Here is a 24,223-nt window from a genome sequence, read left to right on the forward strand (position 1 = left end):
AAAGACCTTCAAATAAAAGAGTACCAATCAAAAGAAGAAGTCATAAATGATTACATTAATTTATAATTGAGGTGTCCACTTTGAAATTAGAATTTAAAAAAAGTATTTCCAATAAAATCATTTACACGCTTGGTGTGCTATTCATATTCCTTTTCTTACTTGGGTATTTTTTACCAATAGGAATAGACAAAGTTAAAAGTTTAAGCTATAGCCAGTTTTTCTTCAGTTCATATACTGTTGCAACGCAATTAGGGTTCTTATTATTTTCATTTGTTATTGCATATTTTATTAATAAAGAGTACTCGAATAAAAATATCCTGTTTTATAAATTGATTGGCGATAATATCTTTACCTTCTTCTATAAAAAGGTAGCAGTGTTATTTTTTGAATGTTTAGTGTTCATAATTCTAAGTATCACAATTATTTCAATTATATATTCTGATTTCTCGCATTACTTACTATTAATAATCTTATTTTCACTCGTTATCTTACAATATATCTTAGTTGTTGGAACGATTAGTATGGTTTCACCTAACATTTTAATCAGCTTAGGTATCAGCATTGTATATTGGATTGGTTCAGTCATCTTAGTTGCCATTAATAAAAATATATTTGGTATCGTTGCTCCATTTGAGGCGAGCAACACGATGTATCGTGCCGTAGAAAAAATATTGAATAACGAGTCAACATATATATGTCCTACTGAAATTATAAATACAGTATCATTCTTCGTTCTTCTACTTATAGTTAATACTATTGTCTTATTACTAAGTAGAAAGAGATGGTTGAAAATCGGTATGTAGTACATAAAAAGGAGCGGCATCCGTTGTCACTCCTTTTTATTATGTATTTTTACAATCTCCACCAATGACACGTCGTCATTGTTGCATCACACCTAACAAAAAAAACAGTCTCGCAATCAAGACTGTTTTCCACTCAATATATTCATCCATTATCGCAATGGATTATTTAACTTCTGTAGCTACAAAGATTTTACGTGTTTCCCAAACGCCTGTCTTTTCATTGTAATCATCACAAGTAATTAATGTTAATTGTTTATCTTTACCTTTTTGTTCATCTAGAACTTCTACATCTGTAGGCTTAACATCTCTTATACTTGTCATTTTATACTTACGTGTTTCATTACCAACTTTGAAGTACACCATACTACCTTTTTTGGCTACTTTAAGATTTGTAAATTGATAGTTCGGACGGTCAATGAAAGTATGTCCTGCAATTGAAATATTTTGATCATCTAGTGATTCATTTTCTTCTGCAAAGCTTACACCTCTATTTAATTGTTCAGGTGTTGCTGGTCCTGGATATACTGGTTCTTTAATATCAGCATCTGGAATTTCAATATAGCCTGCCACTTTCGATTTATCTTTCGGAATTTGAGGTTTAGCTTGCTGCTTTTTATCTTTACTCGCCTGTTCTTTTACATTTTTATCATATTGTTCAATCTTTTCATCTTTATCTTTATCGTGAAGATAATTATCGATATGTGGTTTAGCAAACAAATATGCTGCCACTAGGATAAGTACTATACCAGCGATTGTCATTAATCGATTTGTCCATTTTTTCATACGTTAAGGCTCCTTTTATACATTTCACAATGCCTATTAACATTTCATATAGTATACCATTAATTTCAAAATGACTCATAGCAATTCATTTTATATTATAAAATTTACATGTATACTTTTACGTTAGATTTCATTACACATATTTGCATTCAAATAACGAAACGTATTTAATGATTATTAAGGGGGGAATTATTATGATTAGATGCGCTAAAAAAGAAGATTTAAACGCTATATTAGCGATATACAACGATGCTATTGTTAATACAACAGCTGTTTATACTTATGAATCGCAAACCATAGACGAACGTATCGCATGGTTTGAAACAAAACAACGTAATCATGAGCCTATCTTTGTATTTGAGGAAAATGGAAGTGTCTTAGGGTTTGCGACGTTCGGTTCGTTTAGACCCTGGCCAGCATATCAATATACAATCGAACATTCTATTTATGTCGATGCTTCAGCTAGAGGCAAAGGTATTGCTAGTCAATTACTACACCATTTAATTGTGGAAGCAAAAGCTAAAGGTTATCGTGCGCTAGTTGCAGGCATTGATGCTTCCAACAAAGCGAGTATTCAGTTGCATCAAAAATTTGCTTTTAAGCATGCCGGCACACTGACCAATGTAGGTTTTAAATTTAATCGATGGTTAGATTTAGCATTTTACGAATTAGAGTTACAAGACTAGTAATGTTTGAATCACATAATATAAACAAGACAACCATGTCAATTCACTTAACATAACAAGCCAACATATAAAATTTCAAACTTCTCAGGAGAGTGGGACAGAAATGCTGTTTTCACAAAATTTATTTCGTTGTCCCACCCCAATTTGCATTGTTCCTTTTTTTCATTTCAAATACTATCCCCATAGCTTTGGTTCAACGCTTTTTCTCAATAACAAAACGAATATAGTAGAACATGAAAACGATAATCATGCTGAGTGATAAAGATTTAAATAGTAGATTGACCCACGTTCCCTCAGTCGTATATCCATATGTAATCGTCGTGTTAATGATGAATGCTATAAAGATGATTGATAGTCTTAGCATATCATCACTCCTTTTAAGTTATTTTAGATATACGGGGGCGCTTTTGCAATCACTATTTTGATTAGAATGAATTTTCCAACTTTATGAAAGGTAATTAAGAAGCATCTATCTGGAACTAATGGCCCAGACAGATGCTTCTTTTTATCTATATTTTATTGTTATCTCATTAATTATTTTTAACCATTTCTTCAGCTGTACCAAAAATTTTACGTTTAATTGCTTCGCCAGTTGGTGTGCCTGCTAGTCCACCCAATCCAGTTTCACGTAATGATGCAGGAAGGTTACGACCAACCTTATCCATTGCTTCAATAACTTCATCAACAGGAATTCTACTTTCTATACCTGCTAATGCTAAATCCGCTGAAATTAAAGCGTTACCTGAACCAATTGCATTTCTCATAACACAAGGTATTTCAACAAGTCCTGCTACTGGATCACAAACTAACCCTAATAAATTACTTATCGCTAATGCCATTGCGTGTCCAGAGGCTTCTGGCGATCCACCGAAAATAGCTACTGCTGCAGCTGCCGCCATTGCAGAGGCTGAACCAACTTCTGCTTGGCACCCACCTGTTGCACCAGCTACACTTGCATTGTTAGCTACGACACGTCCAAACAATGCTGATGTAAATAAGAAATCAATCATTTGCTCTTCTGTTAAGTCATGTGTTTTTTCTAATTTAAAAAGTGCACCGGGAATGGTACCCGAGGAACCAGCTGTTGGCGTTGCACAAATGATACCCATAGCAGCATTGACCTCATTTGTTGCGATAGCACCTTTTACTGCATCAATCATTTCATAACCTGATAAAGCATGATGAGTTTCATTATAATCACGCAATTTTGCTGCGTCATGACCAGTGTAGCCCGTTACACTCTCAACGCCATCACCTGTAGTGCCTTTAATCACTGCGTCTCGCATAACATCTAAATTTTGTTTCATTTGCGCTCGCACTTCATCACGTGATTTACCGCTTAATTCCATTTCTTCTTTAACCATGATTTCCGCAAATGATATATTATTTTCTACGGCATAATCTATAGTCTCTCTAATTGAATCAAACATGTTTATTCCCCCTCTAATTTATATAGGAAACGTTTACGTCACTGTATTTATCTTTAATTGTATTTAATGTCGATTCTGAGATTGCTTTATTTAATGGTAATACAACCAAACATTTATCTTCATCTATCTTAATAAGTTCATCTTTACAGTCCAGTTTTATATCATTAATATCGTTAATAAAATGATTTACTTGTGCTTTAGTCATGTTTCCATCTACAACTAAAATTGGTAGTCCATGATTCAACTCTACTTCTAATCCATTTATATGGATACCTTTAATTTTAATTGTACCACCACCAATTGAAATACCGATAATTTCAATGTAGCGCCCATCATTACTAGAAGATTTAATGTAAGCACAGTTTGGATGTTGACCTATACTATCGCCATCTTCTTCAATGATTTCTATTTTAATACCATCATCAGCTGCAATTTCTAATGCAGATTTAATGCGGTTATCAAATGTTGAATATCCCATTGCTCCACCAACGATAGCGACATCCGTACCATGTCCTTGGTGTGTTTGAGCAAATGATTCATAATAATGTATTTCAATATTTTTAGGAATATCTCCCAATATTGCACGTGCTGAATTCCCAATCTTTACAGCACCAGCTGTATGCGAACTTGATGGCCCCATCATAACTGGTCCAATAATATCGAAAGCACTTTGATAATCATAGCTCTTTGCCATAATTAAACACTCTCCTTAATACGATTCTTTTTGCTCGGCATTTTAAAGTTGATATTCATTAAATTAAACTTATTAATTAACGTTCCAATGATATAGGCTAATATAATGCTGACAATAATCACTGTTGCGATTGTTACAATGGATGTCACTGCATTATTAAAACCAAACAATACGATAGCACCTGCAATTGGTGTTGCCATACCTTTGACACCTATTACTAATCCACTAAATGTCACGATACATGCGTTGACGACCCCAATCAGTGCATTTGTACCATATAGTTGTACTGGATATTGCGCTATTAAATCAATTTGCGTCAATGGCTCAATACAAACTGCAAATGCTTTTGATGGTCCACCAATGTTTAATTTTCGGAATAAAATAAGGTTAACAAATGAGCTACCCGTACATGTTAGTGCCCCAATAGCCATAGGAACACCTGTAAGTCCTAATAAACTTGTTAATACCATTGAACTTAGCGGCGTCATTCCTGTAACTGGAATTACTAGTCCTAAAATGACCGCTAATGCATATGGATTATTATCACCTACTGCTGTGACAGCACTACCTATTTGTTTTAATGTTGCCAACACACCAGGTGTGATAATTGATGCAAGTCCGAAGGCAATTGCTGGTGCAAATAAAATCACCACAATTAAGTCCAAACCTTCTGGTACTTTCTTTTCAATCCACTTAATTAAAAAAGCTACGCCATATGCTGCGATGAATGCTGGTAATAATTTAAAATCATGTAATACTAAACCAACAATAACAGCAAATACTGGTGCAACGCCTAAATTTAAGCACGTTAAGATACCTACTGCAATACCGCTTAAACTTCCTGCTAAATCCCCAATATCTTGAAGGAATTTAATATCAAATACGCCACCGATAGCGTAACTTAAGAATGCTTGTGGTAGAAATGTCGCACAAGCCGCACCGGACAATGCTTGTAGTCCTTGTTTACCGTACGGTGCATACTTTAAAAATAGCGTCATGATCACTAAAACCAAGACTAATGTGCCTACACCTAACAGAATATCCATTTCCCAAAAACCTCTCTCTATTTAATTTATTTTCAGACCATAAACATCGTACACCCTAAAGAAAACGTTTTCAACTTTTATCTGTTGTCAAATCAAATATTTAAGTGAAATATTTCATAATTGTGAAAGTTTTTTAAAATGTATTGTTTCGAAAACTGCTTATATTGCCATTAATATTAACGGATTAACTTTTTACTCTATACATAAAATAATTTTGCGACATCTTTTTGATACTTTTCCAACGAGTTCAAATATAAAATGATTGCAAAATTTAAAATGTTAGCTCTGATTCACTTCCGAGTGATTTATTTTTTGTGTCGTATTTTACGAACAACACACCATATTCAAAAATAACTTATTACACATATATTTGCAATAAGATAATTAAAGTAGGATATTAATTTTAGTTTTCTGATAGGAATAATGATAGCTTTTAGGTTGAATCTTTACTTTTTTTAAAGCTACATTTACATCAACTTAACAATGGTTGGTTATACTGAAGATGAAAATATTTAGTATAACTAAGTGGAGGCGGTAAAGATGCAATTGAGTCATTCCGTTAAAGTTGCAATTTCTATCTATTTAGCACTTATCTTTATAACGTTCACTTCTTATTTAGCCATTATTTTATATACAAGTATGACTGGACATGATGTATCACATTTCGTGTTAGATAGTCAGCATTCTCATCATGGGTCTCTTACGCAAAAACATTTGAGTTTGCCTGAAATTTCATTTAAATAATCCTCATCTTACTATATATAAAATTGCATAAACTTTGCAGTTTAACTCCTCATCTAGATCACTACATCTTAGATGATTTTTTATTTTCTCATTTCCCTTCCCTTTAAAAATCGATATAATAAACTAAATCATTATCATAACGCTGACACATTTTATGTTGTTGGTGTTAAGTTTTAAAGGGGTGAGATACTTGGCGAATAATCATTCAACTTTGCGTTTAAAAGGAATTATACTTGCCATTGTCGGTGCTTGTTTATGGGGCTTAGGTGGTACTGTTTCTGATTTCTTGTTCAAATATAAGCATATTAATGTCGATTGGTACGTCACTGCTCGACTTGTAGTCAGTGGTGTTTTCTTACTTATTATGTACAAAATGATGCAACCCAAACGTTCTATATTTAGCGTATTCCTAGATCGACGTATGTTAGGCAAATTACTTATCTTCAGTATACTGGGCATGTTAGTTGTACAATATGCATATATGGCATCTATTAATACAGGTAATGCTGCGATTGCAACATTACTACAATACATTGCGCCAGTTTATATTATTATTTGGTTTGTCATAAGAGGCGTTGCAAAACTAACATTATTTGATGTGCTTGCTATTATCATGACACTATTAGGAACATTTTTATTATTAACGAATGGTTCATTTTCTAATTTAGTCGTCAATCCTGCAAGTTTATTCTGGGGTATTTTAGCAGGTGTAGCACTCGCTTTTTATACAATTTATCCTTCAGAATTACTTAATCGCTATGGTTCTATTTTAATTGTCGGGTGGGCAATGCTTATTTCTGGTGTTGCGATGAATTTACGCCATCCAATTTGGCACATTGATATCACTAAATGGGACATATCAATTATATTATTTTTAATCTTTGGTATTATCGGTGGTACCGCACTCGCATTTTATTTTTTTATCGACAGTTTACAATACATATCAGCGAAAGAAACAACATTATTCGGAACTGTTGAACCTGTCGTAGCCGTTATCGCAAGCAGTCTATGGTTACATGTGGCATTCAAACCATTTCAAATCGTAGGCATCATTCTTATTATGATCTTGATATTATTACTATCACTTAAAAGACAACCTAAAGAAATAGATGAATAAGAAAACTCTGATTATCACTTTAGCAAGTAACTACTTTTTATAAACGTAGCTGCATTATAGGTGATATCAGAGTTTTTTATTTTAGTTAATAATATTTTTCACTTGGTATAAAAAGCGTCGGCGCTCTGGTATCGGAAATACTGGATAAATATGGAATTGGTAATATCCAGGTATAAAGTCATGTTCGATACCTTTCGCACTCAACAATTGCGATAAGTTCAAAGCATCTGGGTACAGTACTTCTTTTGTGCCAACAGTTAAAGTAATACGACCTAAACCATCTAAGTCACCATTAATTGGTGATACTTTGTAGTTATCTAATGGCGTGTCGCCTGCCCATTGTTCAGCTAAGAACACACTGCCATCCACACCTACCATTGGGTCTTTCTTTAAGTAGTCAGGAATTTCAGGATGCTGCATCGTTGCATCTAACACTGGTGAAATCAAGACAATATGTCCTGGTTGAGCTATATGCTTTTCTTTTAATAATTGAGCAAATGATAAAGCGATTTGACCACCAGCAGAGTCCCCCATCACGACGATTTGTTGCGGACTCGCTACTTGATTTAACATATCATGATACAACTTTTCAAAAAGCACGTATGTCGCTTGATAATCTTGATGCGGAATCTTCGGATACACCGGCATGATGACTTTAGCATTGAGTGTTTCTGCAAGTTCATCAATAAATTCGAAATGAATTTTGAGTGGGTCTTGGAACCATGCGCCTCCATGTGCATATAATACAACGCGTTGATGCTTATCTTGTTTATCGTTAACAGTATAAACGGTTGAACCGAAGTGCTTATCCACTTTTACTGGCATCTTAAACTGATAATTGGTGCCCTCATATTCACCTGCTGTCTGTGGCGCCATTTTTTCTAATGCTTTCATCGCTTCTTCTTTATACATAAAACGACGCTTAGCTCTAGATAATCGTATACCTTGTTCTAACATATAACTTTTCACACTGCGTTTTTCTTTAATTCTAATATGTGCGTATGCCGCTACTAAAAATCCAAACGCAAGTGTAGACCATTTTTTACGCATTTGTCGTCACTCCTCTTTGATGATTTCTACTATAGTATTAATGTACCATGCTGATTCTTATAACTACCAATATTTACTGGGAAATAAATGATGGTGCCCACATAATTTTGGCAGTGTTAATCATTAGGAATATTGACGCTCATTTTCATCTTAATTCAGACTATCATTCATTTGCTTAAGATGGTGTTCAAAACGTTGCATATCGATAAATCGGCCTTGACGATGCATTTCTTTTCCATTCATAAAAATTAAATCCACAGGTACAGTGAAAATATTTAATTCTCCAGCAATAGCTTCCACCTGACTTTGATTAATCACAGCTAATGGCACATTGGGATATGATTGCATCAAGTCTTCAATTTGTGGTAAAACGGCATGACACACGCTACACTGATCGCGCATGACATGTACAACTGCTAACGGATGCTGATTTATAAATGCTTGGAATGCTTCGACACTATTTAATTGCTTAACCATTTCGAACACCTTCTTACTTTTTATATTTTAAAATGAGGTCATTATTTTGTTACTAATATGTCTTGAAATACTTGCGGAACACGTGTAATTTTCTTATCGCTCAATCGGTAAAAACCGCCTGTCTGTGTACCAATACAATGCACGCCATGTGCGGACACAATTTCAAACTGAAACACCCATTTCATTTTACTTGCTTTAACTAAATATATGCGACCTACTGGTTTATCATGAATCGTTACTGGTACTTTGTATTCCGCTTCAGTTTTCATAAGTATAGGTGAAATGCCTTGATTGATCATAGTTGAGTAATTCATATGCTGATTTATAAAAACTGTTCTCAAATCTTCGAACCATCTAATATAAACGATATTACTGACGACACCCATTGCATCAATGTCGTAACCATTTACTTCGATTTCTTTCTCTGCAACTAACAATCCTTCTGTTGTCATAATGACAAATCTCCTAACATTACAAATTGATTTAAAATCATGTTAATTTATTTTTATTACTTTCATGATAAAAATACAAGTAATTGAGCTTTATAAAGAAAATCAAACTTTTCAATGACGCTATTAATTTGGCTAGTCGCAAAGATGCATTTTTCTAAAACGTGTCAAAAGTGCAAGCAATGCTTTCTGTAATTCAAACTAATATCTCCGTTATTCTCATCAACACACCTGCTATACATCATTGCGCACTAAAAAGGCAGTAGCTTCATTTTAAGCTACTGCCTTTTGTAACGTATTCTCTTTCAACTCGCTACTTCGCATACGCACTACGAATGACTAAAAGTTCATTCATTTGATATGCTATTTCATTTTCAATCATTATTTGACTGTCATAACTAGCTTACCTGGATCAGCATCTTGTACATCTTCAATGACAAGTTCTTTATTTTCAAGATTTGTAATAATCATTGGTGTTACGATGCTTGGTGCGTGCGCTTTCAAGTATGCTAAATTCACTTTCATTAATGGCTGACCTTGTGTTACTTTTTCTTCAACATTAATCAGACTTTCGAATCCTTCGCCATTCAGTTTCACTGTATCGATACCAATATGAATAAGTACTTCGACACCACTTTCAGATTCTAATCCTATCGCATGTTTCGTAGGGAAGATTGTTTTCACCGTACCATCAAACGGTGCTACAATTTCACCTTTTTCAGGAATAAAGCCAACACCATCACCCATCATTTTTCCAGCGAATACTTGATCAGGTACTTCTGATAATGGAATGATTTGACCTACACCTGGTGCATAGATGTCTGTTGTTCCGAGTGCTTCTACATGAACTGGTTCATCTGACATTTCTTCAGTCACTGTCGTTTCACTTGGTTTCGTAATTTCACCACTCATAATCTTCGCCATATCATGTTTAATTTGATCTGATTTTGGACCGAAGATAGCTTGCATATTGTTTCCAACTTCTAATACACCTGAGGCCCCTAAAGCTTTAATGCCTGCTACATCTACTTTTGATTTATCAACCACTTCTACACGTAGACGTGTAATACATGCATCTAAATGTTTAATGTTTTCTTTTCCACCCATTGCATCTAATACATCAAACGGTAATTTAGCGACACTTGAGTTACGAATTTCAGTTTCTTCATCTTCACGACCTGGTGTTTTCAATTTAAACTTACGAATCGCAAAGTCGAATAAGAAGTAATACACGATAGCGTAAACAATACCGACTGGAATAACTAATAACGCATGTGTACGATCCCAGTTTAATAAACCATATAAAATATAATCTATGAACCCACCTGAGAATGTCATACCAATTTTAACGCCCAATAAATGCATCACTAAGAATGAAGTACCAGCTAATATTACATGGATACCGTAAAGTACTGGTGCTACAAATAAGAATGAAAATTCTAATGGTTCAGTGATACCAGTTAAAAATGCAGTTAATCCTGCTGATAACATTAAACCACCAACGACTTTTTTACGTTCTGGTCGTGCATTTTTATAAATAGCAAATGCTGCCGCTGGTAAACCAAACATCATGAATGGATATTTACCAGTAGTAAATGCACCAGCAGTAAATGGTACGCCGTCTTTCAATTGTGCCATCCAAATACGTTGATCACCACGAACTAATTCCCCTGCATGATTTGTATAATTTCCGAATTCAAACCAGAATGGTGAATAGAAAATATGATGTAAACCAAACGGAATTAATGAACGTTCAATAATACCGAATATAAATGTTGTTAATGTTAAATTTTTATTTAATAAGAAATTCGATAAACTATTTAAACCGTCTTGAATTGGTGGCCACGCAAAGCTTAAAACCACACCTGTTGCAATTGCTACGACCGATGTCACAATCGGTACAAATCGTTTACCTGCAAAGAATCCTAAAAATGGTGGTAGTGAAATATTATAAAATTTGTTGTAGCACCATGCGGCTAAAGCACCCATGATAATACCACCAAACACACCCGTTTGTAATGTTGGAATACCTAATACTAAGGCATGTGCTGGTTCTTTCGCTGCTTGACTTAATTCTTTTGCCCCTTTAGCATATGAGAAAATGTCATCAATAGTAATGTGCAACACTTTCCCCATTGTTGCATTCATAATTAAGTAACCTACTAGCGCTGCTAATGCTGCAACACCGTCTCCTCCTGCTAATCCAAGTGCTGTACCAACTGCAAATAATAATGGCAAGTTATCAAATACAACTTGTCCTGCTGCTTCCATGACCGACGAAATCATTACAATGATATCGTTTTTTAACCATGGTGCAATTTCTACTAATTGTTCGTTGTGCATTGCGTTGCCAAACGCTAATAAAATACCAGCTGCTGGTAAAATCGCAACAGGTAACATTAATGCTTTACCGATACGTTGCAATTGTCCAAACAATTTCTTAAACATATAAACATCCCCTATCTCAATTTCCGCTTCCATGTACAAAAAAGCAGGCATGAACAAACAAGACTATTCTCATAGTACGGTTGTTTGCTCATGCCTGCATTACCAGTAACACGCAAGTGATATACAATTTATAGCTATTATACATATTTATAAAAGCGTTTTCAACAACTTTTTTAAATTTTTTAATCTTCTTACACTACGAGGCTTTTGAAAATAAACAATACGGTAATCCCCCATTTTGTTGAAATAGAAATTACCGTTTTTATAGTTCAATTCAATTGTGATAACCTTTCAATCAGTTATAAAAAGCGTTTTGCTGCAACTGAAATAGGTGGAATTTGATCTAAATCTAAATGCTTATCTTCAGTAATTGATCTGAATGCCCATTTACCATAACCAAGTGCCTCGTCATTTACAATTTTACCTGGTAATGGTGCAGCATTAGGATCAACATATACATCTACAATCGTTGGTACATCTTGTGCTAATGCCTCTTCGACAATAGCATCTACTTCGCTAGCATTCTTAATGGTATAACCTTTACCACCTGCTGCTTCAGCAAATTTTGCATGATCCATATCAGAGAAATCAACTGCATATTCTAATTCACCAGCAGCTTGTTGTTCATATTTAATAAACGCTAATTGTTTATTATTTAATACAAACACTGTTAAAGGTAAATCATATTGTACAGCTGTTGCGAAATCTTGCATTACCATTTGGAATGCACCATCACCAGCAATAGCGATTGCTTGTCTGTTTGGATACGCAATTTTTGATGCTATTGCACCAGGAAGTCCGCACCCCATTGTGCCTAACCACCTTGAAATGATGAACTTGTTGTTCACACCAAGATTTAAATAACGTGTAGACCAAACTGTTGCAGTACCAACATCTGCTGAAATTACTGCATCATCTTTAATAAATTTATTAATTGATGCCATTAAACGTTCTGGACGTAATGGTTTGCTATTATTATTTTTATCTTGTTCCATCCATTTATCCCAAACCGCTTTACGTTCTAATGTTTTGTTTAAGAATGGTCTTTCCGCAACATGTTTAATATTTTCAGTTAACTGATGCAATGCAATTTTACTGTCTCCAACAATTCCTACATTAATATTGAAACGATGTCCGATATTTTTAGAATTTGTGTCGATTTGGATTGCTTTAATATTTTTCTTAGGTAAGTAATCTACATATGGATAGTTAGTACCTACCATAATTAGTAAATCTGCATCCTGCATTGTCTGATATGATGTTTTTGTACCTATTTTACCTAAGTTACCAATACTGTATGGATGGTCATCCGGTAAGATTGTCTTAGCAGGTAATGAATGAACGACCGGAATTTTTGCCGCTTCAACAAACGCACGTAGCTCATCTTTCGCATGTTTCGCACCAACACCAATCAACATAACCGGCTTTTTACTTTTATTAATTAATTTAACAGCTTTTTTAATGTCTTTATATTTTGGTGATACAACAGTTGGTCTTGATGTATCTACTGGTTTATTTGTTGTATCTTTAATTTTTTCAGTTAATAAGTCGTTTGGACAAATTACGACAGCGACACCTTTTTGTTCATATGCCGTACGAATAGCTTCATTAACGATTTCAAATACATTATCACCTTTTTCAATTTGGTGATTATAAACAGCTACATCTTCACATAATTTTTGTAAATTTGCTTCTTGAAATGCTTTCGTTCCAAGCGCTGTACTATTCGTTTGCCCAGATAAAATTAATTGTGGTACGTTATCCATTTTGGCATCGTACATACCATTTAATAAATGAATTAAACCTGGTCCACCAATACTTAATGCTACGCCGATTTTACCAGTAAGTTTTGTATAACCTGCAGCTGCTAAACTTGCTACTTCTTCATGACGTACATGATAAAACTTAAATTGATCTCTTATAGTACGTAAACTATCGACAACTGCATCGATTGAGTCTCCCGGAATACCATATAAGTGATCTATATCCCATGCTTGTAGTGCTTTTACTAATGCTTCATTTGCTTTAATTTTTGCCATTATTACTAATAGCCTCCCTTTCTGTTTATCATTTTAAATTTCTAATTAATAGAATAATAAAATTAGAACAGGTATTAACACCGAACTAATAACTGCAGTTAAAATCATCCCAATTGAACTGAATGCACCAGACTCTATATCCATTTCCAGTGCTTTAGCTGTACCAAAGGCATGTGACGCATTCCCATACGTTAACCCTTTAGCAATAGAAGATTCAAATTTTCCAAATCGTAATAACATCGATCCTAAAATACTTCCAATTAAACCAGTTGTGATAATAAATAATACGGTCATCGTATCTGTGCCACCTAATTCATGTGACACTTCAATACCGACAGCGGCTGTAATTGAGCGGGGCAATAATGTTACTATGACATCTTTAGAATAACCAAACGCTTTAAGTGTTAAGAACACTAATATGAAGTTAAGCATAACGCCAGTTAATACACTCGCAAAAATGATAGAGACATTGTCTTTAATTTTCTCTCTATTTTTATAAAGTGGATATGCTAAACATACAACCGTTGCGTTTAAAATATGATTGATCCAACTGCCACCTTTCATATACCCGTTATAACTAATTCCAAATATAAGTAAGACAAAAATAATTCCTAAAGATGCAATTAATGCTGGATTCAAAAATGGGTTTGGATATTTTTGTTGTAATCTTTTAGCGAAATAATACAAAACGACAGTCAACAAAATCATTAAACATGCTTGTAGATAATCATTCATAAGCATCTATACCTTTACGATGTTTATGTTTCGCAAACATTTTTTCAGCAATAAATCCTGAAGATAATGCAACAATACATGTGCCAATGATAATGACTGCGAAGAAGAGTATATAATTAAGCGTGATTTCAGAAGCAACATCCATAATACCTACAACTGATGGTATAAAGAAGAATACCATTGTTTTTAATAAAAAGTTTGCACCATCTTCTATCCAAGCTAGAGGCACAATCTTAAATTGTAATAGTAAATAAAATAAAAATAGACCAACAATGCTGCCGGCTAAAGGAAGATGGAAAATCTTTTGAATTTCTGTACCAATATAAGTAATCACTATGATGATTCCTAGTTGTAATAGCAGTTTGATTATTAATTGGACTTTTTGCATGGCGCCATCCCTTTCTAAATATGTCTAAATTGTTACAATATCTATTATAAGTTTGGCGAACGTTTTATAAAAATACTCTTTTTTTATGATTTATATTACTATTTTCTATGAAAACGCTATCTATATTTCACTTCATTTTCACAATAAAAAACACTCATCATTTAAGACTGTATTTCCAATTACTATCACATCTTTTTAAAATGCAACGCCTTAAATAATAAGTGTGTTATTTATATTTTAACCTAACCGATCCTTTAAAAATTCAATCCATTTTGTAGTAGCGTGGCTTAATTGTTTATCTTTTTTCCAAACGACACCTAATTCCCAATGAACATGTGCATCTTCAATACGTAACAATCTCACGTCCCCGTTCAACTGTTCTGATATCGATGTTGGTAAAATACTGATCCCTAATTCATTTGTGACTAAATCTTCGATAACATGCCATTGCGAAATTTGCGCTACAGTATTAGGCACAAAACCGACATTTTTAGCATTCTCTATAATTTTATCGTTTAAATAAAAATCTTTATTGAATAAAATGAAATCTTCGCCTGCTAAATCTTCGAGTTTAACAGTTTCATATTTTGCGAGTCGATGCTCTCTACTCACAATGAGTCGTAAATCTTCTTTATCTAAAGTTGTATAATCAAAAATGTGATGATCCACTGGTAATGTTGTCACACCAATATCCACTTCGTCATTAATAATTTGCTGTTCAATTGTTTTTCCACCATTTTCGATTAAATTATAAGTAACATTTGGGTACTGTTGATGAAATGCGCCAAGTATATTAATAAGAATCTTCATATTCATGACCGCGGACATTCCCATATTAATGTGTCCCGTTTCAAGCCCATTTAGTCGTTCCATTTCAGATGGTAAATAATCATATAGCGCAACGATTTCTTTACTTTTTTCATAAAAAATTTGACCTGCATCAGTAAGTATTAAATGTCTTTTACTTCTATCAAATAAAGGTGTGCCCATTTCATTTTCAATATCTTTTATGGCCTTACTAATCGTTGGTTGTGCAATATATAATGATTTGGAAGCATTAGTCATACCACCTTGCTTAACCACTTCAATAAAATATTTCATATGTTTAATATCCACTAACATCATCCTAACTATTTCAACACGTTTATTTCATTATACACAACTTCTTATACATTCAATAAATTTAGATTTATGAAATTGCTTTATAAAAAGTTCTATGTAAAGTTCATATTCTTTTATGGTATTATATTAATGGCTCAAGTATATTAATCGAGGTGAGGTATTGAGCTTTTACGAATTTATGCAAAATTTTCTTGGTGATGACACACCATTAGGTGAATTGGTTGATTGGATTAATCAAGATAGCAATTTCCCTAGAGAAGTGAAGAGCCATAGTGAAATATTGTCATATTTTCGAACAAATCCATGTCCTGAAAACATCTCAGTACCCGTAATAAAGCGGGCACTATCCGTTTTCAACCAATTCACAAATGTACAATGATACATGAATACATGGAGTCACATCATCTCATGTTAGCGTTCTGCTTGCAGAGCGCTATTTTTATTGTCCAATAGTAAAGATGTATTCTCACAATGTACAATTTTGATATTTATACAATAATCATATAATAAATTTGATACCGACTTTTACATATAAATGTCATACTCATTTTCCCACGAATCCAACGTTTTAATTATACTTGTAATTTCTTCTATTATTTTCAAATATAACCAATTTAATCCCCTACCATATTTTTGCATTTTTTATGAAAAATCCCTTTTTTATTACAATTTGACACTTTATATGACAACTTCATTACAGTTACTTTTATTGTTGATTGCTTACATTGTTTTCTAAAAAAATTTTGTTATTATAAATAACGTTGAATAAAGAAAAAAATTAACTTGGGAGATAAAAATGGAATATAAAAAGATACTTATTCGTTTATTAATTGCTTTTGCAGTACTTTTCTCAGCAGATTTCACTTATCAATCCGTCGAACAAACGCATCAATCGCATGCCGCAGTTAATTATTATAGTAAAAACCAATGCACATGGTGGGCATTTAAACGTCGCGCACAAGTTGGTAAACCTGTTTCCAATAAATGGGGCAACGCTAAAAATTGGTATTACAATGCACGTAAATCAAAATATTCGACTGGACGTACGCCAAGAAAATTTGCTGTAATGCAATCAACTGCAGGATATTATGGACATGTCGCAGTTGTTGAACAAGTATATAAAAACGGTAGTATTAAGGTTTCAGAATACAACTTTTATCGCCCTTTAAAATACAATACGCGTATACTAAGTAAAAAAGCAGCACGTAACTTTAACTATATTTACTAACTAAAAAATCTTCTATCACGAACGCTTCAATTTCCTGTATGCGTGTGATAGAAGTTTTTTATTTTTTTGTTCATATTAATTTATTTAAGCGCTACGATGGACTGACTTAACTTTTCTTTAAAATCGCTATTCGCATTTGATTATTGCTGGCTTCTTAAATCTTTTAAAATGCGTTCAGCTACTTGTGTATTCGCACGGGGTTCTTGCTTCAATGCTTCAGCTACTTGCGCAATTTCATCACCTTTTGCACCTACAACAATAGCTAATGATTTATATTGCAAGCTCATATGGCCTTGCTGGATACCTTCGGAAACGAGCGCGCGACATGCTGCAAAGTTTTGTGCTAAACCAACGGCAGCAACTACATGACCTAATTCTTGTGCTGAATCTACATTTAGCAATTCTAAAGAAGCTTTAGCAATTGGTAATACTTTCGTACCACCGCCAACGATTGCCAATGTCATAGGCACTTCTATTGTACCAATTAAACGTTGACGTTCTTGATCGTATCTCCATGTTGCAATACCACGATATTGACCGTCACGACTCGCATACGCATGCGCACTTGCTTCTGCACCACGCGTATCATTTCCTGTTGCTAAAACAACGGCATGTATGCCATTCATAACACCTTTATTATGTGTTGCAGCACGATGAATATCTACTTGCGCAAGTATAGAAGCACGTTCCATTCTTTTGGCTACTTCTTCACCAGATCTGTCACCTCTCGTTAAGTCATTGACATTAATCTCACCTTGAACTTTAACTACGGATGCTGTCGCATGATTTGATAAAATGCTCATTAAAATGTCGCTTTGCGGAAATTCATTTTTTAAAAATGCAGTTATGGACTCTAAAATTGTATTAAGCATATTTGCACCCATAGCATCTTTCGTATCAACAAATACTTTTAATGATAGTAACTGCTGTTCAGGAAATTTATCAATAGCAATGCGTTGATAACCGCCACCTCGTGCTTTAATAGAAGGATACGCTTCGTCAGCAATTTGATGAATTTGTGATTCTAATGCGCCAATGTCTGCTGATAATCTTTCAGTATCGTCGACTCCATCAAAGACGATTTGACCTATCATAATACGTTCAGAAGATACCGTTTTAAATCCACCAGTTTGATTCACTAATTTAGCGCCATAACTTGCAGCGGCAACAACTGAAGGTTCTTCCACCATCATTGGCACAACATAAGATTTTTCGTCTACAATAATATTTGGTAGTAAACCAACTGGCAACGCACCTTGTGCAATAACATTTTCAATTAAACTGTTAGCTACTTCTTCATCGATTAGTGGATGATTCAGTAAAATGTCGAATTGTTCTTCTGATAACCATTTCTTATCAACCAATTGTTGTAACTTCTCTTGCCGAGATAAATGTCGAAAATCCTTATCTAAACTTTGCATGGACAAACTCCTTTTACTTCACATAATTTTTAACATTTCAATCACTACTATTTTTACCACAAAATAACGTCATTCGCCTTAAAATTCAATTGAATAATTGTTGTTTTGACTATAAAATAAAACAAGGCAAATTAAACCGCTTACAAGAAACGTCAAATCATTGTTAAATTTAGTGTATTTCTTTGTATAAGATTAGCATATTCTGATATGATACAAGTGTTGCTTTTATAAATTTGAAAGGATGTAAAACCTTATGACAATAGGTATCGATAAAATAAACTTTTACGTTCCAAAGTACTATGTAGACATGGCTAAATTAGCAGAAGCACGCCAAGTTGATCCAAACAAATTTTTAATTGGTATTGGTCAAACTGAAATGGCTGTTAGTCCTGTAAACCAAGACATCGTTTCAATGGGCGCTAACGCTGCTAAGGACATTATAACAGACGAAGATAAAAAGAAAATTGGTATGGTTATCGTGGCAACGGAATCAGCAATTGATGCAGCCAAAGCGGCTGCTGTGCAAATTCACAACTTATTAGGTATTCAGCCTTTTGCACGCTGTTTTGAAATGAAAGAAGCTTGCTATGCTGCTACACCAGCAATCCAATTAGCTAAAGATTATTTAGCGACAAGACCTAATGAAAAAGTATTAGTTATTGCTACAGATACAGCACGCTATGGATTAAATTCAGGTGGTGAACCAACACAAGGTGCTGGTGCGGTTGCGATGGTAATTACACACAATCCAAGCATTTTAGCTTTAAATGAAGATGCAGTTGCTTACACTGAAGACGTTTATGATTTCTGGCGTCCAACTGGCCACAAATACCCATTAGTTGATGGTGCATTATCTAAAGATGCTTATATCCGCTCGTTCCAACAAAGTTGGAATGAATACGCAAAACGTCAAGGTAAGTCGCTAGCTGACTTCGCATCACTATGCTTCCATGTTCCATTTACAAAAATGGGTAAAAAGGCATTAGAGTCAATCATTGATAACGCTGATGAAACAACTCAAGAGCGTTTACGTTCAGGCTATGAAGATGCTGTAGATTATAACCGTTATGTTGGTAATATTTATACTGGATCATTATATTTAAGCCTAATTTCATTACTTGAAAATCGTGATTTACAAGCTGGAGAAACAATCGGTTTATTCAGTTATGGTTCAGGTTCAGTTGGTGAATTTTATAGTGCGACATTAGTTGAAGGCTACAAAGATCATTTAGATCAGGCCACTCACAAAGCATTATTAAATAACCGTACTGAAGTATCTGTTGATGCGTATGAAACATTCTTCAAACGTTTTGATGACGTTGACTTTGACGAACAACAAGACGCTGTTCATGAAGATCGTCATATTTTCTACTTATCAAATATTGAAAATAACGTTCGTGAATATCACAGACCAGAGTAGTCGGTGTATTTAAAAGACATTTAAATATAACCTAAAAAACAGCAGTCAGACCGTTTCTAATTGAAATCGTCTAACTGCTGTTATCTATTTATACCATGCTTCGTCTTGAATCGATTCATTATGGTTTTTTGGCGCATTATTGAAGCTTTCCTAGAAACTCGATGCCCCAAGCTCTTCTGTTTTAAATTGTCAAAGCCAAATTGTCCTATACACTTTTTATGCTAGAGTGATCTATTTCATGTAAATATCTATATGACTAATGTTATCAAAATCAAACGATTTTTCTTGTGAATCACTCAATATATCGCCTAAATCTATTGTATGTCTTTCTCCATTTTTCATTTCTATAATCAGTTCCCCTGAATTGTAATTATCATATAATTGTTCTTTTTCTAATAAATACTTTCTAATTCTAAAATCTGTTTCTTTAAGAGAGAGCTGTTTATTTTTAACTTCTAATAATTTGTCTGGATTCACTTTAGTTTGATGACCATTAACAAACAAGTTCGTTCTATAAGATAAATTGGTTACTTTTGATATCGGGTCATACTTAACCACTGTGCCACGATACACTTTAGATTGTTGGTTTTCATATAATGTTCCCCATATATTGACTCTGTCTTGATTTTTAAACCGTTTCAAATAATCAGTATTGTAGAGCACTGTACGTACATTGTAGGTATCAACTTTCGCGTCTATATAATTTGTCCCAATCCCTGTTACTTCTTTATTCGTATAAACTTCAAAATTTTGCGCATAATGCTCTTTTAAACTATCATTACCATTTTCTGTAATCAATCCATTTGTCTTTGCTTTTACTTCTTCTGCTATACCAATAAATCCTGTTACGGCAATCAAAAATGCCAAAGTTGTCAATAAAAACCATAGCTTCGCTTTCATTTTTAGATCATCCTTTTCTCATTCAAGATTAAATGCATCAAATGCTTTGCGCGCAATTTAATATTATTACTGAATGATCTATATATCAATATTTCTCAATATTAATTTTCTAAAATTTCCGTTAATTTAATTTGATTAGTTTTTCAAATAATTTAACATATTTAACAATACACAGATTCATTTACCAAAACTATCTCAACTTTACGGTTTCGTACTATGCTTAGGCACATAAAGTCCTGACATATCGATATTCTCCAACTCTAACAGCTTAATCTTATTACTAATTGTCCCACCGAATCCTGTTAAGCTACCCGTTTTACCAACTACACGATGGCATGGTACGATAATCGACAAAGGATTACTACCTACGGCACCTCCAACTGCTTGTGCTGACATTTTCGGCTTGTTAAGTGCTTTACCTACTTTTTTAGCAATCTCTCCATACGTTGTTAATGAACCGTATGATATTTGTCTCAATTCATGCCAAACACGTTTTTGAAAATCACTTCCTGTAGGATTTAATGGTATTGTGATTTCCGGATTGTCACCTTTAAAATACGCATCTAACCACTGTGCCGTCTCTTTAAATATCACTAAATCCTCGTTTTTCAATCTAGTACCATCATCTTGTTGATTTTCAAATAAAACAGCGGTTAGATTTACCCCATCACTCACAAGTTCCAATCGTCCAACCGGCGAATCATAATAACTTTTATATGCCATAAACACACACTCCTTTTTCATCATCATACTATTCATTTAACTTTATGAAAATGATTAACACCATAAACTTTATCGAGATCAACCATGCGCTTCAAAATCAAAGTTCACATAGACTATAAACGCAATATACCATTTCTTAATTAACTATGTATCAACACATACATTTCTTAACCATTGATTAATATTTGCTTTTAAATTCTTACTTATTTCAAAAATTACACAAAAAGTTCATAAAGTGCCTAGAACATGCCGTTTTTAAAACTACAATGGTGGAAAAATAAAATTGCCATTGTTTATAGTTTGCATATAGTTTCAATGTATTTTCTTTTACTTATTAATTTTAAAATTTAGAGGTGATATTAAATGAATAACAGTTTTTTCAATAGTGACTTTGATTCAATTTTTCGAAGAATGATGCAAGATATGCAAGGTTCAAATCAAAGCGGCAACAAAAAATACTATATTAATGGTAAAGAAGTTTCACCTGAAGAACTAGCGCAACTCACACAACAAGGTGGCAATCACTCTGCTGAACAAAGTGCGCAAGCTTTTCAACAAGCAGCACAAAGACAACAAGGGCAACAAGGCGGCAACGGCAATTATTTAGAACAAATTGGTCGCAACCTTACGCAAGAAGCACGCGATGGTTTATTAGATCCAGTCATTGGCCGCGATAAAGAAATTCAAGAAACTGCTGAAGTCTTAAGTAGACGAACTAAAAACAATCCTATATTAGTTGGAGAAGCTGGTGTTGGTAAAACTGCGATTGTTGAAGGTTTAGCACAGGCAATCGTTGAAGGAAATGTACCAGCAGCAATCAAAGACAAAGAAATTATTTCTGTAGATATTTCATCATTAGAAGCCGGAACGCAATATCGTGGTGCTTTTGAAGAAAATATTCAAAAATTAATCGAAGGTGTTAAATCTTCACAAAATGCCGTACTATTCTTTGATGAAATCCATCAAATTATCGGTTCAGGTGCCACAGGAAGTGATTCAGGTAGCAAAGGGTTATCTGATATTTTGAAACCTGCATTAAGTCGTGGAGAGATTTCAATTATTGGTGCAACAACACAAGATGAATATCGAAACAATATCCTTAAAGATGCTGCATTAACGCGCAGATTTAATGAAGTGCTTGTTAATGAACCAAGCGCTAAAGATACTGTTGAAATTTTAAAAGGTATTCGCGAAAAATTCGAAGAACACCATCAAGTAAAATTACCAGATGACGTATTAAAAGCATGTGTTGACTTATCAATTCAATATATTCCACAACGATTATTACCAGATAAAGCAATCGATGTGTTAGATATTACAGCAGCACATTTATCTGCACAAAGTCCAGCTATTGATAAAGTTGAAACTGAAAAACGAATTTCCGAATTGGAAAATGATAAGCATAAAGCTGTAAGTGCTGAAGAATATAAAAAAGCAGATGACATTCAAAAAGAAATTAAATCATTACAAGATAAATTAGAAAATAGTAATGGTGAACATACTGCTGTTGCTACAGTTCATGATATTTCAGATACTATTCAACGATTAACTGGTATTCCAGTTTCACAAATGGATGATAACGATATTGAACGTTTAAAAAATATTTCTAGTCGTTTAAGAAGTAAGATTATAGGGCAAGATCAAGCCGTAGAAATGGTTTCACGTGCAATTCGCCGTAATCGTGCTGGGTTCGATGATGGCAACCGTCCAATTGGTAGTTTTCTATTTGTCGGCCCTACTGGTGTGGGTAAAACAGAGCTTGCTAAACAATTAGCAATTGATCTATTTGGTAATAAAGATGCACTTATTCGTCTAGATATGAGTGAATATAGTGACACAACCGCTGTTTCAAAAATGATTGGTACAACTGCTGGTTATGTCGGTTATGATGATAATTCAAATACATTAACTGAAAAAGTACGCCGTAATCCATATTCAGTCATTCTATTTGATGAAATCGAAAAAGCAAATCCACAAATTTTAACATTGTTATTACAAGTAATGGATGATGGTAATTTGACAGATGGTCAAGGTAATGTCATCAACTTTAAAAATACAATTATTATTTGTACATCAAATGCTGGCTTTGGCAATGGCAATGACACTGAAGAAAAAGATATTATGCATGAAATGAAAAAATTCTTCCGCCCTGAATTCCTTAACCGCTTCAACGGCATCGTTGAATTCTTACATTTAGATAAAGATGCATTACAAGATATCGTCAACTTATTATTAGACGATGTACAAGTTACATTAGATAAAAAAGGTATTACGATGGACGTTTCTCAAGATGCGAAAGATTGGTTAATTGAAGAAGGTTATGATGAAGAATTAGGTGCGCGTCCATTAAGACGTATTGTTGAACAGCAAGTACGTGACAAAATTACAGATTACTATTTAGACCATACAGACGTTAAACATGTGGATATAGATGTTGAGGATAACGAATTAGTCGTAAAAGGTAAATAACGACACTTTAACATATAACATATCAAAAATGAGCATCAGGCCGCTCGTACC

25 protein-coding genes are annotated in these 24,223 nt (G+C 33.9%); 9 read left to right on the forward strand and 16 right to left on the reverse strand.

What is annotated here, in order from left to right; translation table 11 throughout:
• The coding region (locus CD116_RS13805) for a hypothetical protein (protein WP_240625076.1) at positions 1-66 on the forward strand (66 nt) is incomplete at its 5' end.
• A 5-nt stretch (positions 67-71) separates the two neighbouring features.
• Complete coding sequence (locus CD116_RS02060; protein ID WP_078101634.1) at positions 72-803, forward strand: peptide ABC transporter permease; 732 nt, start codon at positions 72-74, stop codon at positions 801-803.
• A 162-nt stretch (positions 804-965) separates the two neighbouring features.
• On the opposite strand, the gene srtA is transcribed toward CD116_RS02060, so the two are convergent.
• Positions 966-1,586 (reverse strand): class A sortase SrtA, encoded by a 621-nt coding sequence (gene srtA / locus CD116_RS02065; protein WP_047548087.1) that lies wholly within the window; start codon positions 1,584-1,586, stop codon positions 966-968.
• Between the two features lie 194 nt (positions 1,587-1,780).
• Here srtA and CD116_RS02070 point away from each other — a divergent pair, with 194 nt between their 5' ends.
• Positions 1,781-2,272: a GNAT family N-acetyltransferase gene (locus CD116_RS02070; protein WP_047548088.1), complete on the forward strand. Its 492-nt coding sequence runs from the start codon at positions 1,781-1,783 to the stop codon at positions 2,270-2,272.
• A gap of 193 nt (positions 2,273-2,465) precedes the next feature.
• Here CD116_RS02070 and CD116_RS02075 read toward each other — a convergent pair whose 3' ends face one another.
• From CD116_RS02075 to CD116_RS02090, 4 genes are all read right to left on the reverse strand, one after another.
• Entirely contained in the window at positions 2,466-2,636 is a 171-nt protein-coding gene (locus tag CD116_RS02075) for a hypothetical protein (protein WP_001549802.1), read from the reverse strand.
• A gap of 166 nt (positions 2,637-2,802) precedes the next feature.
• Positions 2,803-3,702, reverse strand: coding sequence for an L-serine ammonia-lyase, iron-sulfur-dependent, subunit alpha (gene sdaAA, locus CD116_RS02080; RefSeq protein WP_047532052.1), 900 nt, complete (start codon positions 3,700-3,702; stop codon positions 2,803-2,805).
• 13 nt (positions 3,703-3,715) lie between these two features.
• A complete protein-coding gene (gene sdaAB / locus CD116_RS02085) occupies positions 3,716-4,396 on the reverse strand; it encodes an L-serine ammonia-lyase, iron-sulfur-dependent subunit beta (protein WP_047532050.1) in 681 nt (226 codons plus the stop codon).
• A gap of 2 nt (positions 4,397-4,398) precedes the next feature.
• Positions 4,399-5,442 carry a PTS sugar transporter subunit IIC gene (locus CD116_RS02090; protein WP_047426567.1) on the reverse strand — a complete coding sequence of 348 codons (1,044 nt, stop codon included), beginning with the start codon at positions 5,440-5,442 and terminating at the stop codon, positions 4,399-4,401.
• 540 nt (positions 5,443-5,982) lie between these two features.
• Here CD116_RS02090 and CD116_RS02095 point away from each other — a divergent pair.
• Together CD116_RS02095 and CD116_RS02100 are read left to right on the forward strand one after the other, a co-directional pair.
• Positions 5,983-6,186, forward strand: a complete 204-nt coding sequence (locus tag CD116_RS02095; protein ID WP_047548089.1) for a hypothetical protein — start codon at positions 5,983-5,985, stop codon at positions 6,184-6,186.
• Positions 6,187-6,367: 181 nt separating this feature from the next.
• Positions 6,368-7,303, forward strand: a complete 936-nt coding sequence (locus CD116_RS02100; protein WP_078101636.1) for a DMT family transporter — start codon at positions 6,368-6,370, stop codon at positions 7,301-7,303.
• 81 nt (positions 7,304-7,384) lie between these two features.
• On the opposite strand, the gene CD116_RS02105 is transcribed toward CD116_RS02100, so the two are convergent.
• The 8 genes from CD116_RS02105 to cidR all read right to left on the reverse strand — a co-directional run bounded on the left by CD116_RS02105 (position 7,385) and on the right by cidR (position 16,005).
• Entirely contained in the window at positions 7,385-8,353 is a 969-nt protein-coding gene (locus CD116_RS02105) for an alpha/beta hydrolase fold domain-containing protein (protein WP_047548091.1), read from the reverse strand.
• A 150-nt stretch (positions 8,354-8,503) separates the two neighbouring features.
• Positions 8,504-8,830: a thioredoxin family protein gene (locus tag CD116_RS02110; RefSeq protein ID WP_047548092.1), complete on the reverse strand. Its 327-nt coding sequence runs from the start codon at positions 8,828-8,830 to the stop codon at positions 8,504-8,506.
• Between the two features lie 41 nt (positions 8,831-8,871).
• Positions 8,872-9,282: an acyl-CoA thioesterase gene (locus CD116_RS02115; RefSeq protein ID WP_047548093.1), complete on the reverse strand. Its 411-nt coding sequence runs from the start codon at positions 9,280-9,282 to the stop codon at positions 8,872-8,874.
• Positions 9,283-9,660: 378 nt separating this feature from the next.
• Positions 9,661-11,727 carry a glucose-specific PTS transporter subunit IIBC gene (gene ptsG / locus CD116_RS02120; protein WP_047548094.1) on the reverse strand — a complete coding sequence of 689 codons (2,067 nt, stop codon included), beginning with the start codon at positions 11,725-11,727 and terminating at the stop codon, positions 9,661-9,663.
• Between the two features lie 299 nt (positions 11,728-12,026).
• Positions 12,027-13,766 carry a pyruvate oxidase gene (locus CD116_RS02125; RefSeq protein WP_047548096.1) on the reverse strand — a complete coding sequence of 580 codons (1,740 nt, stop codon included), beginning with the start codon at positions 13,764-13,766 and terminating at the stop codon, positions 12,027-12,029.
• A 45-nt stretch (positions 13,767-13,811) separates the two neighbouring features.
• Positions 13,812-14,501, reverse strand: a complete 690-nt coding sequence (locus CD116_RS02130) for an LrgB family protein (RefSeq protein WP_047530784.1) — start codon at positions 14,499-14,501, stop codon at positions 13,812-13,814.
• Positions 14,494-14,889: a holin-like murein hydrolase modulator CidA gene (gene cidA / locus CD116_RS02135; protein ID WP_047530786.1), complete on the reverse strand. Its 396-nt coding sequence runs from the start codon at positions 14,887-14,889 to the stop codon at positions 14,494-14,496. The genes CD116_RS02130 and cidA overlap by 8 nt, the downstream gene beginning before the upstream one ends.
• Before the next feature lie 237 nt (positions 14,890-15,126).
• A complete protein-coding gene (cidR, locus tag CD116_RS02140) occupies positions 15,127-16,005 on the reverse strand; it encodes a cidABC operon transcriptional activator CidR (protein ID WP_047548098.1) in 879 nt (292 codons plus the stop codon).
• Between the two features lie 166 nt (positions 16,006-16,171).
• On the opposite strand from cidR, the gene CD116_RS02145 reads away from it, so the two are divergent.
• On the forward strand, positions 16,172-16,390 hold the full coding sequence (locus tag CD116_RS02145) for a sterile alpha motif-like domain-containing protein (RefSeq protein ID WP_047426597.1): 219 nt from the start codon (positions 16,172-16,174) through the stop codon (positions 16,388-16,390).
• 417 nt (positions 16,391-16,807) lie between these two features.
• Positions 16,808-17,239, forward strand: a complete 432-nt coding sequence (locus CD116_RS02150; RefSeq protein WP_047426599.1) for a CHAP domain-containing protein — start codon at positions 16,808-16,810, stop codon at positions 17,237-17,239.
• A 140-nt stretch (positions 17,240-17,379) separates the two neighbouring features.
• Here CD116_RS02150 and CD116_RS02155 read toward each other — a convergent pair whose 3' ends face one another.
• On the reverse strand, positions 17,380-18,660 hold the full coding sequence (locus tag CD116_RS02155; RefSeq protein WP_047426601.1) for a hydroxymethylglutaryl-CoA reductase, degradative: 1,281 nt from the start codon (positions 18,658-18,660) through the stop codon (positions 17,380-17,382).
• Between the two features lie 253 nt (positions 18,661-18,913).
• Here CD116_RS02155 and CD116_RS02160 point away from each other — a divergent pair, with 253 nt between their 5' ends.
• Entirely contained in the window at positions 18,914-20,080 is a 1,167-nt protein-coding gene (locus CD116_RS02160; protein WP_047548100.1) for a hydroxymethylglutaryl-CoA synthase, read from the forward strand.
• 231 nt (positions 20,081-20,311) lie between these two features.
• Here the strand turns inward: CD116_RS02160 and CD116_RS02165 are convergent, their stop codons facing one another.
• Both CD116_RS02165 and CD116_RS02170 read right to left on the reverse strand, forming a co-directional pair.
• Positions 20,312-20,980, reverse strand: a complete 669-nt coding sequence (locus CD116_RS02165) for an exotoxin beta-grasp domain-containing protein (protein WP_047548102.1) — start codon at positions 20,978-20,980, stop codon at positions 20,312-20,314.
• A gap of 201 nt (positions 20,981-21,181) precedes the next feature.
• The gene (locus CD116_RS02170; RefSeq protein ID WP_047548103.1) at positions 21,182-21,703 is read right to left on the reverse strand and encodes a methylated-DNA--[protein]-cysteine S-methyltransferase; all 522 of its coding nucleotides are present in this window, start codon (positions 21,701-21,703) and stop codon (positions 21,182-21,184) included.
• Between the two features lie 363 nt (positions 21,704-22,066).
• Here CD116_RS02170 and clpL point away from each other — a divergent pair, with 363 nt between their 5' ends.
• A complete protein-coding gene (gene clpL, locus CD116_RS02175) occupies positions 22,067-24,172 on the forward strand; it encodes an ATP-dependent Clp protease ATP-binding subunit ClpL (RefSeq protein WP_047548105.1) in 2,106 nt (701 codons plus the stop codon).
• Positions 24,173-24,223 lie beyond the last annotated feature (51 nt).

The organism is Staphylococcus schweitzeri (genome assembly GCF_002902405.1).
In the GTDB taxonomy this organism is placed as follows: Bacteria; Bacillota; Bacilli; order Staphylococcales; family Staphylococcaceae; genus Staphylococcus; species Staphylococcus schweitzeri.

Coding starts and splice junctions, on each gene's coding strand:
- CD116_RS02095 (WP_047548089.1), top strand. CDS start 5,983: ATGCAATTGAGTCATTCCGTTAAAGTTGCAATTTCTATCTATTTAGCA.
- cidA (WP_047530786.1), bottom strand. CDS start 14,889: ATGCAAAAAGTCCAATTAATAATCAAACTGCTATTACAACTAGGAATC.
- CD116_RS02160 (WP_047548100.1), top strand. CDS start 18,914: ATGACAATAGGTATCGATAAAATAAACTTTTACGTTCCAAAGTACTAT.
- CD116_RS02130 (WP_047530784.1), bottom strand. CDS start 14,501: ATGAATGATTATCTACAAGCATGTTTAATGATTTTGTTGACTGTCGTT.
- CD116_RS02105 (WP_047548091.1), bottom strand. CDS start 8,353: ATGCGTAAAAAATGGTCTACACTTGCGTTTGGATTTTTAGTAGCGGCA.
- CD116_RS02155 (WP_047426601.1), bottom strand. CDS start 18,660: ATGCAAAGTTTAGATAAGGATTTTCGACATTTATCTCGGCAAGAGAAG.
- clpL (WP_047548105.1), top strand. CDS start 22,067: ATGAATAACAGTTTTTTCAATAGTGACTTTGATTCAATTTTTCGAAGA.
- CD116_RS02070 (WP_047548088.1), top strand. CDS start 1,781: ATGATTAGATGCGCTAAAAAAGAAGATTTAAACGCTATATTAGCGATA.
- CD116_RS02075 (WP_001549802.1), bottom strand. CDS start 2,636: ATGCTAAGACTATCAATCATCTTTATAGCATTCATCATTAACACGACG.
- ptsG (WP_047548094.1), bottom strand. CDS start 11,727: ATGTTTAAGAAATTGTTTGGACAATTGCAACGTATCGGTAAAGCATTA.
- CD116_RS02150 (WP_047426599.1), top strand. CDS start 16,808: ATGGAATATAAAAAGATACTTATTCGTTTATTAATTGCTTTTGCAGTA.
- CD116_RS02110 (WP_047548092.1), bottom strand. CDS start 8,830: ATGGTTAAGCAATTAAATAGTGTCGAAGCATTCCAAGCATTTATAAAT.
- CD116_RS02090 (WP_047426567.1), bottom strand. CDS start 5,442: ATGGATATTCTGTTAGGTGTAGGCACATTAGTCTTGGTTTTAGTGATC.
- sdaAB (WP_047532050.1), bottom strand. CDS start 4,396: ATGGCAAAGAGCTATGATTATCAAAGTGCTTTCGATATTATTGGACCA.
- CD116_RS02170 (WP_047548103.1), bottom strand. CDS start 21,703: ATGGCATATAAAAGTTATTATGATTCGCCGGTTGGACGATTGGAACTT.
- CD116_RS02115 (WP_047548093.1), bottom strand. CDS start 9,282: ATGACAACAGAAGGATTGTTAGTTGCAGAGAAAGAAATCGAAGTAAAT.
- CD116_RS02165 (WP_047548102.1), bottom strand. CDS start 20,980: ATGAAAGCGAAGCTATGGTTTTTATTGACAACTTTGGCATTTTTGATT.
- CD116_RS02125 (WP_047548096.1), bottom strand. CDS start 13,766: ATGGCAAAAATTAAAGCAAATGAAGCATTAGTAAAAGCACTACAAGCA.
- srtA (WP_047548087.1), bottom strand. CDS start 1,586: ATGAAAAAATGGACAAATCGATTAATGACAATCGCTGGTATAGTACTT.
- sdaAA (WP_047532052.1), bottom strand. CDS start 3,702: ATGTTTGATTCAATTAGAGAGACTATAGATTATGCCGTAGAAAATAAT.